We start from the raw sequence: 17583 nt of genomic DNA, 5'->3' as shown, positions 1-17583 counted from the left end.
CTATCTCTTGAAAGCGTTGCATTGTTTCCTTCTCTGATTTAAGCAGGTATCTGTTTGTCTTGTTGCTCTTCATATTGTTCTCGGCTGTTTATATATCAATTAGAACATATATTTTAACCAAGTCAATAATGTATATACTTGCAATAAGCAAAACCAGCATTCGCTGGCTTTATTGTTGTTCTCTTAAACACTCATCTTGATATTGATAGGGCACATTGCTTTGATTCACCAGCACTTTAAACTCGCAATCCGCCGTATCAAATAGCAAATGATACTCGCTACTACTATGCAAGCTGCTAATGTTTTTATACATCTCAGTAAGCCCCAATTGCTTAATAACCCTTAAAACTTTCTTTTTCCCACTCGCCATCCTAATTAGTTCCATAACTCATCCCCCAGTCTGTTAGTTACAACATAACATGCTGTAATCATAAATCAATACATTAGTATATATTTATTTATGTGATTTCAATATCTAACCACTCAGCGGGCACAACCTTGCAGTTTGCTTTTATGCTTAAAACTTCATCACTTGTTAAATCTAAAATATATTTATCTACTAGACTTTTTCCAAACACATCACCCAGCAAATCGTTTTTCATGATTTGTATTTCACTAAATACTCTCTTTATTTTGAGCTTTCCATTAACAAACATAGAGAACCCTATGAAATCATTTATTTCAACAAACGCGAAAGCCTTGTCTATTGTTTCATTTTTACCTTTTAAAAATGGTTTCCTTTTCAACTCTCTCCACAGCGATAATGTATTTTTAACGCCGAACATCGCATATCTACGGACAGACCACAACGCTTGAACCGCTCTAACTTTTTTGTGGTTTGATATTTCCAGTTTATCAATATTTAACACGCCACCTTTCAATTCGAAATCCATATTGAATGACTTGGTTAGATATTTCATCACATATGACGTTGCTTTACTTTTCTTAGTGTCTATCTCTTCAATTCTAACGGCATTCTCCGAGTGCCTAAAATGCTTGTTAATCAATACAATCAATCCATCAAAATGTTTCTTGTTAACATACATTAAAGCGTGTTTATGAAAGCACTGGTCTTTGTGTGGCTCGACCGCCCAGAAACCATTCATTTCAATCTTATGCCTATGGATGTCTTTTCTAAAAGCGTTCCATAAGCCTTTCAAGTAATCATTACTTTCTTTTGGAGTTGAACCATCCCAAGAACTCACGCCATTTGAAGGCTTTGGGTGAAATCTAGCGGGTGCAGTGAACGTGATGAAAAGAGGCTTGTAATCAAGTTGCTTGGCGTATAAGTCCAAAGAAGTAACTTGAATAAATATCTCAGCGAATCTTTGTTTTTCAGTGCTCGCTATCTTTGATAGAGGAACTTTCTTTTTATTCTCATAAACCACAGAATTTTTCATGATGTAATCAAGTTGCTTGGCTTCGTCCGCTTCTCTATCTCGAACAACTTCATCGCTACATATTTCAAAGTCACGACCAGCACCAATCACCCCCAACTTCAACTTGTAGAGTTCATTTCTTTGTTTTTGTATTCTTCTAATCTGCGTTTTTAGTTTCTTTTCATCAGCTATGTTTATCAATTTATCTTTGAGCGTTGAGCCTTTAATATCTTTTATTTTAATGCCATATCCAATGTTCCATTCAGGGTTTACATATGCGAATACATCACCAGCAACGCCATCATTATTATTAAGGTTTCGTTGTTTAACTATAAGAATGTCTTGTATATTGCCGAACACAAATGAGATATTTTTGACAATTTCATTTAATTCGCTGTTTTTGCAAATGGAATACTTTTCTTGTATTTTCCAGCAAGTGTATTCAGGGCATTGTGAAACCCAATTGAATTTCTCTTTAATATGGCGAATTTCTTTCGCAATACTTCCGGCTTTCCTTTTTGATGAGTTGTTATTCTTGTTATTAAAGTTTTCTTTTAAAGCCATATTCCTTTCAATTGCATTCTCAAAGAAATACTGACGCTCACATTCTTTGAAGAAGAATTCGATGTTTGCTTTGTCAGTGGATATCCTTTGAGGTATAAAAATCATATATGTATTTTAAGTTAATACATACAGATATATCATGCGATTTTTATAAGTCAAATATAGATATACGTTTTATTGACTTCACCCTCAATAGAAAGCCAATTCAAAAACGCTCAAAAAACCTTATAAATTTAACTTGCGACACTTATTTAAGAGTTATCCAAGAAGGTCAAAATCAAAAGCATCTGGGTATTGCGAACCAAGTTCGCATATCAAAATCAAAAAGCATCTTGGGCAGGAGAATTTCCAAAAATCAAAACTTATGGAATAGCCATTTTTAGGTGATTTACTATCTTATGCGTATGTTAATACGGAAAATTAAAAGACGCCGTTTTTTACCTATTTCTGTTAACGCACTAAAAAAGTGCATTGAGTTTTTTATAGGTTTTTAGGTCATTTTTTTGGGTTTTCATTTTCTTGGACAGTCGTTTTTTGGCTTAAATTCAATGAAAAACGTTGTCAATAGCAAAGCAAAAATAAATTTAAGGTCGAACCTTATTAGTCAAATAGGGTTAGACCTTAATCAACGCAATCATCTGCTCATTTTTCAAACTTGAACAAGTTCAAGCTCTCAAAATGACCTTGCTTACCTATACTTATTATTTACACCGCTTTCAGCGATTAACATTCCAACGATACGAGCCACCCAAGTAATTACCAGAAGACCAACGACTATAAAGAACAAAGTCCACATCCCTTTGAAAGCACTGGCTAACAATGCAAATGGCACTACTGCTCCCCCAAGTAATACCATGCCAAGAATTGCCCAAAAACCACCCCACAGGAACCACGTAGTCAAAAGGCTGATGAGAAAACTCAGGAGACCGAAAACATATGAGAATATGTATATAGTTGTGCCAGTAAAAACCCTAAGCCTTTTGAATATTGAAAGCGGCAACAGCACAAACAAAATCAACCCTATGCATATCCATCCTATTGATATTAACGGCGGAATTATTTGTTCGTAAGCTCTGGTAATACCTGCAAAAAATAAGAACGGTAATGCCAGCAGTCCTAGAAAAATGGCAACCCCGAACGCAATGCTCCCAGCCTTTGATAGAAATCCCATACAACCTCCTGTTGGCAAAACGCCATTCTCAATCCAATCGGGAGCAAAAATCCATTGCTAATAATTGTGTGGGATACCCCCCTACCATTCGAATCGGGCGAAATCGTGATCGCCCGGGCCAAGGACAAGATCCGCTTCCCGGCCCGCTTCCAATTGGTGGCGGCGATGAACCCCTGCCCCTGCGGCTACCATGGCGACCCCACCGGTCGCTGCCGATGCAGCAGCGACCAGATCCAGCGCTACCGCAACAAGCTCTCCGGCCCGTTGCTTGATCGCATCGACCTGCACCTGACCGTCGCCCGTGAAGCCACGGCGCTCTCGCACTGCACCGACAACGGCCCCGCCAGTGCCCACATCGCAGGGCAGGTGGCTGCCGCACGCGAACGACAACAACAGCGCCAGGGCTGTGCCAACGCCTTTCTCGAGCTGCCCGGCCTGCGCCAGCACTGCGCGCTGTCCGCTGACGATCAGCAATGGCTGGAAACCGCGTGCGAACGACTAACCTTGTCGCTACGGGCCGCGCACCGCCTGCTCAAGGTGGCGCGTACGCTGGCCGATCTGGAACAGGCCGCACACATTGCGCGTGTGCACCTGGCCGAGGCCCTGCAGTACCGCCCCGGGCCTTAGGTGCCTTGACGCCCATCGGTTTGTGCAATGCCGGGCGCAGCCTCATCATGCGCCCTCACTGTTCAACGCTGCCGCCGTAGCAGCCCCCTGGAGCCGAGCGATGCCACACGAAGGCAGCCTTTTGCAAACAGCCGTCATCTTCCTGCTTGCCGCGGTCATTGCGGTGCCCCTGGCCAAGCGTTTGCAACTGGGCGCCGTGATCGCCCCGGATACCAGCCACGACGACAGCCTGGCACACCTGATTACGTCCAAATCCTAAAATCACGCAGGACCTTTCCTTACCGTTCCAAGCCGGGAAAATCCGGGATAAGCAACTGCTAAGTTGCGCTCTTCCCAGCTTGCGACACCCACTCATGACCAAGAAAAACGTTCTCCTTTCCCATTGCTTCCATTGCGCGGGTGAATCATGAGCCAGCGCATGAATATCTTCGGCAAGGGCCAAGGTCTGGACGGAGATCTCACCAGTACAGGTGCAATCTGCATAGCCAGTCATGCGCGCGGCCAGGTGCACGACATCCCTTGGCTACTTGAAGGCGACAGGACCACACCCTGCCCTCACTGCGGTGCAGAAGGCACGATCATCGAGGGTGAATCGCGCTGGCGACAGGACGGCCTCAGCACAGCCGTGGATGGCTCACTGGTTCAGTGCAAATGTCCGCTGGGCAGCAACTATGTCATTGCACCGCTACATCAAGGGCCTGCCATCAGGAGCAGCATTCCACTCCAGCCTAGCGCATCGACGCTCGGATTTGAGTCGACTCCCTCACCACGACAAGCAGTCAGCACAATGACAACATTCGCGCAGCCCAGACTGGAGCCGGGCTTTCATATTGTCCAGCACAGCCAGTCATTCAATCAGGTGCTGCATGGGCTGGCTGACCCGCAGAGGCACCTGGCCATTCGTCTGCAGCGTCTCAACCCAACCTTTGAGAACGGCTTCAAGGCAGGGGAAATCTTTGTCATCGGTGATCCAGGAAGTGCACAGATGTGTACGCGTGAGGAACTGCATCTGATGGAAGCGGCAGAACTGGCGCGAGATAGTCTTGCCGGTCTGAGCCCCGATGAGGCCGATTTCATGATGAGGCACCAGGCCGAAATCGCAGGATTACTAAGTGACGTGAGTCTGTCGATGGGGGTGGCCCAGGCCATGATGGCGAGGTCATTCGAAGACCTGAAGAATACACTGCATCAGGTCGAGCTCTTGCATCAGCAGCAATTCTCCAAGCATGGCCATTTGAAAAGCCCACAGTTCTTCGCTTCCCGTAAAGAACTTTTCAAGCGAATGGAAGCGCAGTTGCGGATAGCCTTCCTCAACAAACCGATGAACCTGGGCAGCCATGACACCTTGCGCAGAGGCCTTGGAATATCGAGCAGGAGTCTGGTGCATCATTGGAGCAAAGCGGGCGTCCCAGGACAAATTCCGGGATATGCAACGCACCTGGAGAAGGTGGCAAGGATGTCAACGTACCTGAAGACCGGCGGGCACATCGGCGTAGTGATAGGTGCTGCTTCTTCGTACTTCAAGATTCGAGAGGCGTGCATGGCTGGAGAAACCAAGGCGTGTAAAAAGATACGCTTCACCGAGGCTGGCAGTTTCTTGGGAGGGCTTAGTTTTGGTTCACTGGGGGGCGCCGCTGCAAACAGGGTTTTCGCGTTAGGTTGCTTGAGTTTAGGACCGGTGAGTGCGACCGTTTGTAGTGTCGCCATCGTCGGTGCAGGGGCTTTAGCAGGGAGTCTGGGTGGTATGTCAGGTGGTGAATGGCTAGGGGAAGTTATCTATGAGCACGCCCAGCCATGATGGCCTTCTGGGAGTCCCACTGGGCGCTGGCGTTTATGTTAACCCCCTGCTTCTTGGGGATCGGGGGCCTCTTGTCAGAGGTACAACTTGCCCATTCTCGACATTTTTCAAGTTTGCTTCACGCCTTTCGGCGCAGTGACTGTCTGCCCAGATTCTTGCAGATATGGGGAACACACGGCTTCATTTCTCGATGCATGATCGTATCAGGACTCAGCGGGATCATGTTGTATGCAAGACGCTCCATCAAACGAGGGCAGCTGGATCCGAAGGACTTTCATGAATTCCCTCTTGCGCTCAAAAGGCGCCTGACTATTACCTCATGGCTGATCATCATTGGGTTTGCCTGGTTCATGTTTGGCGTAGGCCTGCTCAACTTGAGCAAGCCGTAACGGACGGTAAACCGCCGGCTCCCCAAGCCCCTGACGCAAAAACAGGCAAGTGTTGAAGAGCAGGCAATAAGGCATTTACCAATCGAATCTGAGCGCTACAGCAACGCGCTCAAGCGCAGCTGCGACGCCTGCGAGCAGAACACCAGCCGCGCATCCCCGGCCGACATCACCACGGGCACCAGGTCCAGGCGAATGCGCGGCAGCAGGCGGTTGAGCATCTGCTGGCAATCCCGGCGCAGGTAGCTGTCTTCGCCGGTCAGGCGACTGACCAGGCGGAAAGTCAGCGAGTCCCGCGCCAGTACCAGCAAAATGTAGCGCCGCGTGCCGGTCTCGCGCAGCAGCCACACGCCGGTCGCCAGTTTCAGCAGCGGCGTGAGCGTCTCGATCAGCTTGTTGCGCTCCACGGGCACCAGGTCGTGGGGCACCCACTCGCCGTCTTCACCGTCATCGTCGCTATCGGCACGCTGCAGGGCATCGGCCTCGCGCCGATAGTGCTCGGCCGCGCCGCGGTCATCGCTGCGCAGGGCCAGCACGCTGAGCTTGCGCAGGCTGTACAGCTGCAACGGCCCGCGCTGCTCGGCCACCTGCCGCCACAGTGCTGCGGCGGCGTCCGGGCGCCCGGCCTGGGCATGACACTCGGCCAGCTGATAGCGCACCGCCGCGTCCGGCGCCTGCTGCAGTGCATCTTCCAGCAAACGCAGCGCCTCATCGCCCGCCTCGCCAAGGGTGCGGTACAGCCAGGCCAGCCGGGCAATCTCGTGGCCCGACAGCGCACGGATACGCCGTTTGCGCTGCAGGTCGTGCTGCTCGGCCACCAATGCCTCGCGCTCGTCACGGGCGCGCTGGCAATGCCGGGCATTGTCATCGGCCTGCTGTTCGTCCAGGCGCTGCGCCAATGGCAGGTGCTGCTCACCCAGCCAGGCCTGCGCCGCGCTGGGCTGGCTGCGCTGCCACACCAGTGCCGCATCGGGCTGATCGGGTGCCCCCCCCAGCGCCGCCAGGCGGTCGGCCAGCGCCGGGTGGGTATCGCTGTCGTCGGTCTCGTTGCACAGTGCGCCATGCAGCCAGCTGCGGGCCTCGGCAATGTCCTGCGGCAGGCTCGGCGCACCGCTGCGGGCCAGGTCGGTCAATGGCGTGGCGCTGCCGGCAAGAAACACCTTGGGCCAGAACGCCTGCTCCAGTGCCCGCCCCTGCAAGGCCAGGCCGACCAGCGCCTCGCGCATCGCCTCGACCCCGCCTACCCGCGCCGCCTCGGCGTCGGCCTGGTACTCGCAGCGCCGCGCAAAATCCATGCTCACGGCCAGAAAACGCGGCACGTACCAGCCCACGAACAGACGCAGCGGCGCGCTCGACAACGAGCGATGGCGCTCCAGCCGCTCGCTCGCCGCCTGCCATTGCAGCCGTGCGAAATACACGCGGCTGGCATAGCGGCCATGACGCTGGGCGATGTGCGCGCACTCATGCGCCAGGATCGCCGCACAGGCCCGTGGCGACAGCGTGTCGAGCAAGGGCAGGCCCAGCCACATCACGTTGCGCGTCCTGCGAAACAGTACGTGGTGCTGGCGGATACTGGCGTTGAAGTCGTCGTTCAGGTACACCGCATCCAGCGCAGGCGCGCCGAGTGCCAGGCGCAACCGCTCGATTTCCTCGAACAGCTGCGGCGCGTCCACTGCCTGCAGGGCGATGCCGTCCTCGCTGGAATCGGCACGCGTCGCAAAGGGCAGCTTGAGCATGCTGTAGCCGAACATGCCCGCTGGCAGGGTCACGAACCCGGCCAGCAGCCCCGCAGCACCGGGCAGCCACATGCACATCGCCAGCGGCAGCGCGCACAGGGCCAGCCCGCCCACCAGCAGAAAGCCGTTGCCCAGCAGCAGCCAGGCACGAAGTCGCAACCGTTGCAGTGCGGCCATGGGCGTTACTGCGCCGGCTTGGGCGGCAGGTCGTCGGCGCCGACCTTGCCACGCCCCAGGAACGCACCGAACACGCTGGTGACACTCTTGAGCAGGCTGTGGGAGTTGAGCACCTCGTACTGGACTTCTTGGATGCCTTCGTTGTCGGGCAACTGGGTCACGGCATGCTGCGCCCACTCGATGGCAGCGAAGCGGCTTTGCTGAACGCCCTGCCCGCGCAGGTAGGCCAGTGCGATCTCGGCACTGGTACGCGCCGAGACCCAGTCATCATCACAGTCGACCAGCGAACGCAGGTACTTCACGCCGGTTTCCTGTTCTTCGGCAGTGCCGAAGTCGCGCAGCAGGATGCCGATGCGGATGCGCGCGCGCTGTTCTGCCCGCGACGATTGGCGGGCGCCTTCGAACAGGCGCAGCACCTCGTCGAGGTTGGCACGCACACGCATGTCCAGTTCGTCGTCGAAGAGCTTTTTCCAGGCCAGGTTGAACATGCTCTGCGGGCAGCCGTCCTGGGCACCGCGCTCCAGCCAGCGCAGGCTTTCGCCCTCGTCCACATAGCGTTGCGGGGCCTCTTCACGGGCACCGGTGTGTACCTCGTGCAGGAAATAGGCCGCGCCCGGCAGGCCACGCTCGCCCCATTGCACCGCCAGGAAGTAACCCTCGTCGTGGCGCCCACCGTCCCACAGGAATGACGGCAGGCTGACGATGTCCAGGCCCGAGTCCCCCAGGTCGTGTTCGCCCAGCACCCGCGCGCGGTCCAGCAAGGCCGGCACACACTGCGGGTCCTTGTCGAAACCCCACAGGCCGAACTGGTGACCGCCAGCCTTGATCGCCACCGGCACGCCCAACTCGTTCATCGCGCACATGCGCTCGACCGCCACCTTGAAGGCACCGGTTTCGTCGGCCATGTTGGCCACCATGGTGAGGTAGACGAAGCTGTGGAACGGCCCCTCGACATGGCGGAAGTACTCGCCTTCGGGGAAGGCCTGCACGCTCGCGACCTGCATCGCCATCGCACGTGGCTGGTTGTCCAGCGAATAGCTGCAGAACTGGCCGAAGTAACCCAGCGCATAACCGCGGTAAGCTGGCAGCAGGTCACGCTGCAGCCAGGCCTCGAAGTGCTCGAGGTACTCGCGTGCAGCGTTGAATTCCTCCTTGGCGGGGTAATCCTCGTGGATGTCGTAGAACGCCAGCCAGCGGATCGCATTGCGCTGCGCCTCGCTCAGCGCGGCGCACAGCGGCCCGCTGGCAAAGCCTTCGATGTCTTCGTAGCTGCCGCCCCAGCGCGGCAACAGGTAGTTGGCATAGTTGAGCAGCGCTTCCAGGCAGTCCGGGCGCCACTCCATCACGCGGTGCAGCCAGTAATCCTGCCCCTGGTCCATCTCGTGCGCCTGGCGTTGCGGCAAGCCGGCCGGCAGCGCCGTGGGGGCCTGTTGCAATGGCGTCAGGCCGTAGTGGGCCAGGTGTTCGACCGCCATCTCCAGTGTTTCGGGGTCCTGGTTGTCGCTGGCCATGCCCTTGGCAGGCTCGCCACCGAACAGCGCGTTCAGCCACGCCGGCTCGTGGAAGTGCGCGCACAGCTCCATCAGGGTGACGCCTGCAGCCACCGGCTGCGGCGAACGTTCGAGCGCCGCCAGCAGGTGCACCGCCGACAGTTCACAGGCCAGCGCCGCGCCCAGCCAGCAGTCGTCGGTCACGCTGTTGGCCCAGCCGTTGCCGCGGATATTGCCGGCGCGGCCATAGCAGTAGTTGCCCAGGAACAGGCGCGGATGGAAGGCATCCGGGCAGGCGGCGACCCAGGCCTGCAGAAAGCGTGCGATCTCCGGCGCCGGGGTCACACTGAAGTCGAACAGCGTGCCGGTGCGGGCGGTGTCCAGATAATGGTGGGTGCCAGGCTCGGCGCTGCTCCACTCGGCCTGCAGGGCATCGAAGTAGCTGTTCAGCTCGGCGAAGGACTCGGTACGAACCAGGTCACGCAGGTGGAGGCGAATATGGGGAATGTTGTGCAAGTGGCACCCTTCAAGTCCGTTTTAGCGAGCGCGTTCAGCGCAAAGGCGCTCATGATGGCGGCGAAGGCTAAACGACACTACCGATTGGATCCAGTCCAATTGAAAAAATCGCGGGTGTTAATGATTCTCGACCGGGCGCGAGCGGTACGGGGCGTTGAAAATGCGGGCAGGTGGACGGCATGCGGGCAATGCCGAAGGCCATCGACCAGGGCATCCCTGTCGATGGCCGCGCACTGGAGCGGGGGTTACAGCAGCACGCGCAGGCACTGCCCGGCGTGGTACAGCGAAAAGCCGGTTTCGTAGAAGCCGGTGCGCAGCAACGGGGCCGATACCGGTTTCATCGGGGCGAACGGGATCGGCAGTGCATCCGGATCGTCCTGCAGCAGGTACTGTGCGAAGGCCTTGCCGATCACAGTACCGGTGGTGTTGCCACGGCCGTTGTAGCCGGTGACCGCAACGATGCCCGGGGCCGGTTCGAACAGGCGCATCAGGTGGTCCGGGGTGAAGTCGATACAGCCGGTCCAGTGCATTTCCCAGTCGACCTTGCCCAGTTGCGGGAAGTAGTGCCCCTGGATGCGGTCGGCCCAGCTGCGCACGAACCACGCCGGCTTGTTGTCGACCCGGCCCATGCTGCCCAGCAGCAGGCGGCCCTGGTCGTCGCGACGGATGCTGCTGAGCACCGTGCGCGTGTCCCACGAGCCCTGGCCGTGCTTGAGCACGTTGTCGGCCGCAGCGCCCTGCAGGGGCTTGGAAGCCACCTGGTAGTAGTAGCCGCGAAAGTACTGCTTCTGCAACGCGGTCCAGTCGCCCTCGGTATAGGCACCGGTGGAGATCACCACCTTGTCGGCGCTGACCGCGCCCTGGGCAGTCTTCACCAGCCAGGCGCTGCCTTCGCGGGTGAGCCCGGTGACAGCGGACTGCTCGAACACCTGCCCACCCAGCCGGCGTACCGCAGCGGCCAGGCCCCGGGTGTAGCCCATGGGGTTGATGGTGCCGGCGCGGCGGTCGAGCAGCGCGGCGGAAATCTTGTCGGTACCGCAGTATTCCTGGCACTGCGCACCGGTCAGCAGCTCGACATCGGCACCGCGTCGGCTCCATTGCTGGTGACGCGACTGCAGGTCGGCTACGCCGTTGGCGTTGTGCGCCATGTGCAGGGTGCCTTCGTTGCGTGCCTGGCAGTCGATGCCCAGGCGTTCGATCATGGCGAACACCTCGGCCGGGGCTTCACCCAGTACCTTGTTCAGGCGGCTGCCCTGTTGCTGGCCCAGGGTGGCCTCGACATCGTCGGGGCGGATCCAGGTGCCGGCATTGACCAGCCCGACGTTGCGCCCCGAGCCACCATGGCCGATGACACGGGCTTCGAGCAGCGCGACGGACTTGCCCTGCTCGAGCAGGTTGATGGCCGTGCACAGACCGGTGATACCCCCGCCGATCACGCACACATCGGCCTTGATCTGTGCCGTCAGTGCGGCGGCAGGCGCCGCAGGCGGAGTGACGAACTCCCACAGACATTCTTGACGCAGGTCGGTCATGGCCGCCTCCGTTGGTTGGCCTTGGAACGGGAAGTACCCTTCACCGGCAAGGCCGGCCCCTACACGGTTGCGGTAGGAGCCGGCCTTGCCGGCGAAGGGGCCGACGCGGTTATCAGTCGAACACGATGCCCTGCGCCAGCGGCAGCTCGCGCGAGTAGTTCACGGTGTTGGTCTGACGACGCATGTAGGCCTTCCACGAATCGGAACCCGACTCACGGCCACCGCCGGTCTCTTTCTCGCCACCGAACGCGCCACCGATCTCGGCACCGCTGGTGCCGATGTTGACGTTGGCGATGCCGCAGTCGCTGCCCGCCGCGCTCTGGAAGCGCTCGGCCTCACGCAGGTCGGTGGTGAAGATGCACGAGCTCAGGCCCTGTGGCACTTCGTTGTTCAGGCGCAGCGCTTCGTCGAACTCGTCATAGGCCAGCACGTAGAGAATCGGCGCGAAGGTTTCATGGCGCACCACCTCGCTCTGACCAGGCATCTCGACGATCGCCGGGCTCACGTAGTAGGCATCCGGGTACTGCTGCTGCAACTGGCGCTCGCCGCCGAACACGCTGCCGCCTTCATCACGGGCACGGGCCAGGGAGTCCTGCATGGCGGTGAACGAACCCTTGTCGATCAGCGGGCCGACCAGGTTGTCCTGGCGCGGGTCGCCGATACGTACCTTGGCGTAGGCGGCTTTGACGCGGGCCACCACTTCGTCCTTGATGGAGCGGTGCACGATCAGGCGACGCAGGGTGGTGCAGCGCTGCCCGGCGGTACCCACGGCGCTGAACAGAATGCCGCGCACGGCCAGGTCCAGGTCGGCGCTCGGGGCCAGGATCATTGCGTTGTTGCCACCCAGCTCGAGGATGCTGCGACCGAAGCGTGCCGCCACGCGTGGGCCGACTTCGCGCCCCATGCGGGTGCTGCCGGTGGCGCTTACCAGCGGTACGCGCGGGTCGTCGACCAGTGCCTGGCCGGCGTCGCGGTCGCCGATGATCAGCTGCGCCAGGCCTTGCGGCGCTTCGCCAAAGGCTTTCAGGGCTTTTTCGAACAGCGCCTGGCAGGCCAGTGCGGTCAGCGGGGTCTTTTCCGATGGCTTCCAGATCACGGCGTTGCCGCATACCAGCGCCAGGGTGGTGTTCCACGCCCACACGGCCACCGGGAAGTTGAAGGCGCTGATCACGCCAACCACGCCCAGCGGGTGCCAGGTTTCACGCATGTGGTGGCCCGGGCGCTCGGAGGCGATGGTCAGCCCGTACAGCTGGCGCGACAGGCCGACGGCGAAGTCGCAGATGTCGATCATTTCCTGCACTTCGCCCAGGCCTTCCTGGGTGATCTTGCCGGCTTCGATGGATACCAGTTCGCCCAGCTGCGCCTTGTGCTCACGCAGCACTTCACCAAACAGGCGGATCAGCTCACCGCGACGCGGCGCCGGCACGTTGCGCCAGGCCAGGAAGGCCTGTTCGGCCTGTTCGATCTTGCCCAGTACCTGAGCCTTGGACTCCAGGTGCACCGAGGCAATCGCGCTGCCGTCGATCGGGGTGTGAACGGGATGGTTGCCATGGGTGTAGGCAGAGGCCGGTACACCCAGGCGGTCGAGCAATCCATCAACCATTATTCTTCTCCTGCAAGGCGGTGAGTGGTTGTAATTGGTGATGGGATCAGTATTAATCCGATCACTCTGGCGCTACAAACGACCTTTATTCTGCACATCATTCCGCCAGGTAATGATTCGACGGGTGAGTGATACCGCTATGTCCAAACGTCTGGTGCCGTCGATGGCCGCCCTGCAATGCTTCGAGGCGGCCGCCCGACACCTGAGCTTCACCCGCGCTGCGCAAGAGCTGCACCTGACCCAGAGCGCGGTGAGCAAGCAGGTGGCGCAGCTCGAAGACATGCTGCGCCATCATCTGTTCCTGCGGATCCGCCGACGCCTGCAGCTGACCCCGGCGGGCGCGCTGTACCTGGCCGAGGTGAACAAGATCCTCACCCAGGTCGACATGTCCAGCCGCTACATCCTGTCCTACGGTCAGCAGACCGAAGTGCTCAAGGTGGCCACCCAGCCGAGCTTCGGCGTGCGCTGGCTGATCCCGCACCTGAAGGGCTTCGGCAAGCGCTACCCGAATATACACCTGGATATCTGCAACGAGATGGAGCCTTTCGCCCTGCTGCAGAACACCGCCGACGTGGTGTTCTTCTATGGCCAGGGCACCTGGCCGGGGGCCACGTGCATCGAGCTGTTCGGCGACGAGGTTGTGCCGGTGTGCGCCCCGGAACTGCTGCAGGGGCATACCCTGACCGAGGCCGGCGAGCTGGCCGAGCGCGTGTTGCTGCAAAGCACCTCGCGCCCGGAGGCCTGGCACGAGTGGTTTCTGGAACAGGGCCTGCACTCGGCCAACAGCTACCACGGCCCGCGCTTCGATACCTTCTATATGTGCGTGGGCGCCGCGTTGTCGGGCTGCGGCGTGGCGCTGGTGCCGCGCTATCTGGTGGAGCAGGAACTGGCCGAGGGCAAGCTGGTGATACCGTGGCCCTACGCGATGCGCAGCAGCGGCGCGTACTTTGTGGCGTTCGCCGAGCATGCCGCCGAGGTACCCAAGGTGCGCAGCCTGGTGGAATGGATCCGTGAACAGGCGACCGCGCCGAGGTCCTGAATTACAGGAATGATCCCTCGAATTTTTTTCGCTTGTGCCCGGCCTGCATTCCTCGCTTTCATGTAAGGGTGACTTTTACCACCAGGAAGCTTTCGATGCCCGCTCAAGATTTCGTCAGCCCGGACAGCATTCGCGCGCAGTTTTCCGCGGCCATGTCGCTCATGTACAAGCAGGAGGTGCCGCTCTACGGCACCCTGCTGGAACTGGTGAGCGAGATCAATCAACAGGTGATGACCCAGCAGCCCAAGGTGGCCGAGGCGCTACGCTGGACCGGCGAGATCGAACGCCTGGACCAGGAACGCCACGGCGCCATCCGCGTCGGCACCGCCCAGGAACTGGCGACCATCGGCCGCCTGTTCGCGGTGATGGGCATGTACCCGGTGGGCTACTACGACCTCAGCTCGGCCGGCGTACCGGTGCACTCCACCGCGTTTCGCGCGGTGCACGAGCAGTCGCTGCACATCAGCCCGTTCCGCGTGTTCACCTCGCTGCTGCGCCTGGAGCTGATCGACAACCCGGCCCTGCGCGAGCTGGCCGCATCGATCCTGGCCAAGCGGCAGATCTTCACCCCGCGTGCCTTGCAGCTGATTGCCCAGTTCGAAGCCGACGCAGGCCTGAATGCCGCCGACGCCGAGGCGTTCGTCAATGAAGCACTGCACACCTTCCGCTGGCACCACGACGCGACGGTCACGGCCGAGCAGTACCAGCAACTGCACGACCAGCACCGCCTGATCGCCGATGTGGTGGCCTTCAAGGGCCCGCACATCAACCACCTGACGCCGCGCACCCTGGACATCGATGCGATCCAGGTCGGCATGCCGGCCAAGGGCATTCCGCCCAAGGCCGTGATCGAGGGCCCGCCACCGCGTCGTTGCCCGATCCTGTTGCGTCAGACCAGCTTCAAGGCCTTGCAGGAGCGCGTGGCATTCACCGACCAGCAGGGCAGCGAAGGGGGCAGCCATACCGCACGCTTCGGCGAGATCGAGCAACGCGGCGCGGCGCTGACCCCCAAGGGTCGCGTGCTGTACGACCAGTTGCTGGACGCAGCGCGGGCCGACCTGGGCGGCGTGCCGGCCGAGGCCAATGCCGAGCGCTACATGAGCCTGCTGGGCAAGCGTTTCGAAGCATTCCCGGACGACCTGGCGCAGATGCGCGAGCAGGGGCTGGCGTACTTCCGCTACTTCCCGACCGAAGCCGGCCTGAGTGCCCGCGACCAGGCGCAGCGGCCGACCTCGCTGAACGCGTTGATCGAAGCCGGGCATGTGCACTTCGAAGCCCTGGTCTACGAGGACTTCCTGCCGGTGAGTGCGGCGGGGATCTTCCAGTCCAACCTGGGCGAAGGCGCGCAGAGCGAGTACGGCAGCAATGCCAACCGCGACGCGTTCGAGCAGGCGCTGGGCAAGTCGGTGCAGGATGAGCTGGCGCTGTATGCCGAGAGCGAGCGGCGCTCGCTGACAGCGTGTGCGCAGGCGTTGAACCTGCCTGGGCTGATTTAACAGCTTCGCCGGCAAGGTCGGCTCCTACACTGCAGGAGCCGGTCTTGCCGGCGAAGGGGCCCTCAATGCCCCACCTCAAACCGCCCCACTTCTGCCCGCAGTTGCCCCGCCAAGCCCTCCAGCTCCCGCGCCGTAGCCGCCAGGTTGGCTGCCACCTCGCGCTGCTCGCTGTTGGCCAGCGCAATACTCTGCAAGTTGCTGCTCAGCAACGTCGCCGTGCTGCTCTGCTCCTGAGTCGCGGTGGTGATCGCGGCAAACTGCTGCCCCGCCGCCCGGCTCTGCTCGTCGATGCGCGCCAAGGCCTCGGCGACCTTGGCATTGCGTTGCAAGCCGTCCTCCATCAAGCGGTTGCCCTGCTCCATGGTGCTGATGGCGTTGCCGGTCTCCTGCTGAATGCTGGCGATCATGCCGGAGATCTCGTCGGTGGCTTCGCGGGTGCGCGCCGCCAGGTTGCGCACCTCGTCCGCCACCACGGCGAACCCGCGCCCCTGCTCGCCCGCCCGTGCCGCCTCGATGGCCGCGTTCAGCGCCAGCAGGTTGGTCCGCTCGGCAATCGAGGTGATGGTGCCGACAATGCCGCCAATCTCCTTCGAGCGCACCCCAAGGGTATCGATCACTGTCGCGGTGCTGCCCAGCGCCTGCGCGATCTGCTGCAACGAGGTGGACGCTTCGTCCATCGATGCACGGCCAATGCGCGTCTGCTGCGCGTTGTCCTGGGCCATGCGTTCGGTGCTGCCCATGTTGTCAGCGATGTTCAGGGAGGTGGCGCTGAACTCCTCGACTGCACCGGCCATGCTGGTGATTTCGCCCGACTGCTGCTCCATGCCCTCGCAAGCACCCGACGACAGCCCCGCCAGCGCCTGAGCACGCTGGCTGACCTGCTGCGAGGCATCACGAATGTGCAGCACAGTGCTCGCCAGCGCTTCGCTCATCTGATTGAAACTGCGCGCCAGTTGGCCGATTTCGTCGTGGCTGGCCACCGCCAGGCGGGCACTCAGGTCGCCCGCGCCCAGGGCCTGGGCCTGACGCACCAGGTCGGCCAGCGGCCGCAGCTTGCGGCGCAGCAGCCACAGGGTGGCGCCCACCGCCAGCATCATGGCCAGCAGGCTGCCAATGGCCAACCTTGCGCCCACGCTCCAGGTCACGGCACGAATCTCGGCCTTGGGCATGCTTGCCAGTACTGTCCACGGGCCGTCGGCAAAGGGCATGGCCACGCTGTAGAGGGTTTCGACCCCATCGTTCCAGAAGCGCCCTTCCCCTGCATGCGCGGCAAACCCGCCCAGTTGGTGGGCAGCCAGTGCCGTGTCGCTGACACCTGCCGGCGCCACCAACCAGTGTTGCTGTTCGTCCAGCAGCGCCAGCGAACCCGTCTGGCCGATACGGAAGCGCCGGAGGTTGTCGAACTGGGCGTTCTGCGCGTCGGTATAGTCGAAGCCGACGAACAGGACCGCGATGACCCGACCCGACACGTCACGCACCGGTGTGTACTGGGTCATGTACGAGCGCTCGAACAGCACGGCACGCCCCACGTAGGGCTGCCCGGCCATCAGCCGCGCGTAGGCCGGGTGCTGGTGATCGAGCTGAGTGCCGATGGCGCGGCTGCCGTCCTGCTTGGTCAGCGATGTGCTGATACGAATGAAGTCCTCACCGCTGCGCACGAACACGGTGGCAACACCCGCCGTCATCTGGCGAAAGTCGTCAACCTCGCGAAAATCGTTGTTCAGCGCATGGTCCGCCAGGTACAGCGCCGGCGTGGCCACTCCAGCCACGCTGAGTGACTGGTCGGAGGCAAGCCGCAGCCCGCCGGCAAAGCGTTTTTCGAACAGGCCACTGAGGCGCTGGGTACTCTCGCGCAAGGTGCTGTGGAACGTGTCGAGCTGGTCGGCGAGCAGCCGCGCCTCGCTGGCCAGGTGTTCCTGGCGGGTGATCAGGTTGGCGCTGTCGAGCGAGCGCAGGGCAAACAGCGTACTGCCGGTAATGACGACCGCCAGCACGGCGGCCAGGGCAATACCGAGTTGCGAGGCAATTCGGGCACGGGGTTGGGACATGGAAGCTCCTGGCAATGGGGG

10 protein-coding genes and 2 pseudogenes are annotated in these 17583 nt (G+C 59.5%); 5 read left to right on the top strand and 7 right to left on the bottom strand.

All coding sequences use genetic code 11. The features are described from left to right. Positions 1–458 precede the first annotated feature (458 nt). Both MF6396_RS14015 and MF6396_RS28455 read right to left on the bottom strand, forming a co-directional pair. Complete coding sequence (locus tag MF6396_RS14015) at positions 459–1943, bottom strand: replication endonuclease (protein ID WP_161493038.1); 1485 nt, start codon at positions 1941–1943, stop codon at positions 459–461. A gap of 688 nt (positions 1944–2631) precedes the next feature. Continuing rightward, on the bottom strand, positions 2632–3114 hold the full coding sequence (locus MF6396_RS28455; protein ID WP_153046091.1) for a hypothetical protein: 483 nt from the start codon (positions 3112–3114) through the stop codon (positions 2632–2634). 84 nt (positions 3115–3198) lie between these two features. Here MF6396_RS28455 and MF6396_RS14010 point away from each other — a divergent pair. From MF6396_RS14010 to MF6396_RS14005, 3 genes and pseudogenes are all read left to right on the top strand, one after another. Then, a pseudogene (locus MF6396_RS14010) lies at positions 3199–3741 on the top strand (ATP-binding protein); the annotation flags it as partial. A gap of 100 nt (positions 3742–3841) precedes the next feature. After that, positions 3842–3943, top strand: a pseudogene (locus MF6396_RS29470) (hypothetical protein); the annotation flags it as partial. A 204-nt stretch (positions 3944–4147) separates the two neighbouring features. Continuing rightward, positions 4148–5539 (top strand): PAAR domain-containing protein, encoded by a 1392-nt coding sequence (locus MF6396_RS14005; protein ID WP_058541730.1) that lies wholly within the window; start codon positions 4148–4150, stop codon positions 5537–5539. Positions 5540–6023: 484 nt separating this feature from the next. Here MF6396_RS14005 and MF6396_RS13995 read toward each other — a convergent pair whose 3' ends face one another. The 4 genes from MF6396_RS13995 to amaB form a co-directional block, all read right to left on the bottom strand. Next, positions 6024–7838 carry a M48 family metalloprotease gene (locus MF6396_RS13995; protein ID WP_058541728.1) on the bottom strand — a complete coding sequence of 605 codons (1815 nt, stop codon included), beginning with the start codon at positions 7836–7838 and terminating at the stop codon, positions 6024–6026. Between the two features lie 5 nt (positions 7839–7843). Further along, the gene (locus tag MF6396_RS13990; RefSeq protein WP_078480645.1) at positions 7844–9844 is read right to left on the bottom strand and encodes a DUF4034 domain-containing protein; all 2001 of its coding nucleotides are present in this window, start codon (positions 9842–9844) and stop codon (positions 7844–7846) included. 245 nt (positions 9845–10089) lie between these two features. Then, the gene (amaA, locus tag MF6396_RS13985; protein ID WP_058541726.1) at positions 10090–11376 is read right to left on the bottom strand and encodes an L-pipecolate oxidase; all 1287 of its coding nucleotides are present in this window, start codon (positions 11374–11376) and stop codon (positions 10090–10092) included. Positions 11377–11488: 112 nt separating this feature from the next. Beyond that, on the bottom strand, positions 11489–12979 hold the full coding sequence (gene amaB, locus MF6396_RS13980) for an L-piperidine-6-carboxylate dehydrogenase (RefSeq protein WP_043863343.1): 1491 nt from the start codon (positions 12977–12979) through the stop codon (positions 11489–11491). 139 nt (positions 12980–13118) lie between these two features. Between amaB and MF6396_RS13975 the strand changes: the two genes are divergently transcribed. Next, on the top strand, positions 13119–14018 hold the full coding sequence (locus MF6396_RS13975) for a LysR family transcriptional regulator (protein WP_043863342.1): 900 nt from the start codon (positions 13119–13121) through the stop codon (positions 14016–14018). A gap of 95 nt (positions 14019–14113) precedes the next feature. Beyond that, entirely contained in the window at positions 14114–15514 is a 1401-nt protein-coding gene (hglS, locus tag MF6396_RS13970) for a 2-oxoadipate dioxygenase/decarboxylase HglS (RefSeq protein ID WP_058541725.1), read from the top strand. A gap of 62 nt (positions 15515–15576) precedes the next feature. Here hglS and MF6396_RS13965 read toward each other — a convergent pair whose 3' ends face one another. Then, positions 15577–17562, bottom strand: coding sequence for a methyl-accepting chemotaxis protein (locus tag MF6396_RS13965; RefSeq protein ID WP_058541724.1), 1986 nt, complete (start codon positions 17560–17562; stop codon positions 15577–15579). Positions 17563–17583 lie beyond the last annotated feature (21 nt).

It is taken from the genome of Pseudomonas sp. MF6396 (assembly GCF_002018915.1).
GTDB lineage: Bacteria > Pseudomonadota > Gammaproteobacteria > Pseudomonadales > Pseudomonadaceae > Aquipseudomonas > Aquipseudomonas palmensis.
This window is presented reverse-complemented; position numbering and strand designations above follow the sequence as displayed.

Coding starts and splice junctions, on each gene's coding strand:
- MF6396_RS14015 (WP_161493038.1), bottom strand. CDS start 1,943: ATGGCTTTAAAAGAAAACTTTAATAACAAGAATAACAACTCATCAAAA.
- MF6396_RS28455 (WP_153046091.1), bottom strand. CDS start 3,114: ATGGGATTTCTATCAAAGGCTGGGAGCATTGCGTTCGGGGTTGCCATT.
- MF6396_RS14005 (WP_058541730.1), top strand. CDS start 4,148: ATGAGCCAGCGCATGAATATCTTCGGCAAGGGCCAAGGTCTGGACGGA.
- MF6396_RS13995 (WP_058541728.1), bottom strand. CDS start 7,838: ATGGCCGCACTGCAACGGTTGCGACTTCGTGCCTGGCTGCTGCTGGGC.
- amaA (WP_058541726.1), bottom strand. CDS start 11,376: ATGACCGACCTGCGTCAAGAATGTCTGTGGGAGTTCGTCACTCCGCCT.
- amaB (WP_043863343.1), bottom strand. CDS start 12,979: ATGGTTGATGGATTGCTCGACCGCCTGGGTGTACCGGCCTCTGCCTAC.
- MF6396_RS13975 (WP_043863342.1), top strand. CDS start 13,119: ATGTCCAAACGTCTGGTGCCGTCGATGGCCGCCCTGCAATGCTTCGAG.
- hglS (WP_058541725.1), top strand. CDS start 14,114: ATGCCCGCTCAAGATTTCGTCAGCCCGGACAGCATTCGCGCGCAGTTT.
- MF6396_RS13965 (WP_058541724.1), bottom strand. CDS start 17,562: ATGTCCCAACCCCGTGCCCGAATTGCCTCGCAACTCGGTATTGCCCTG.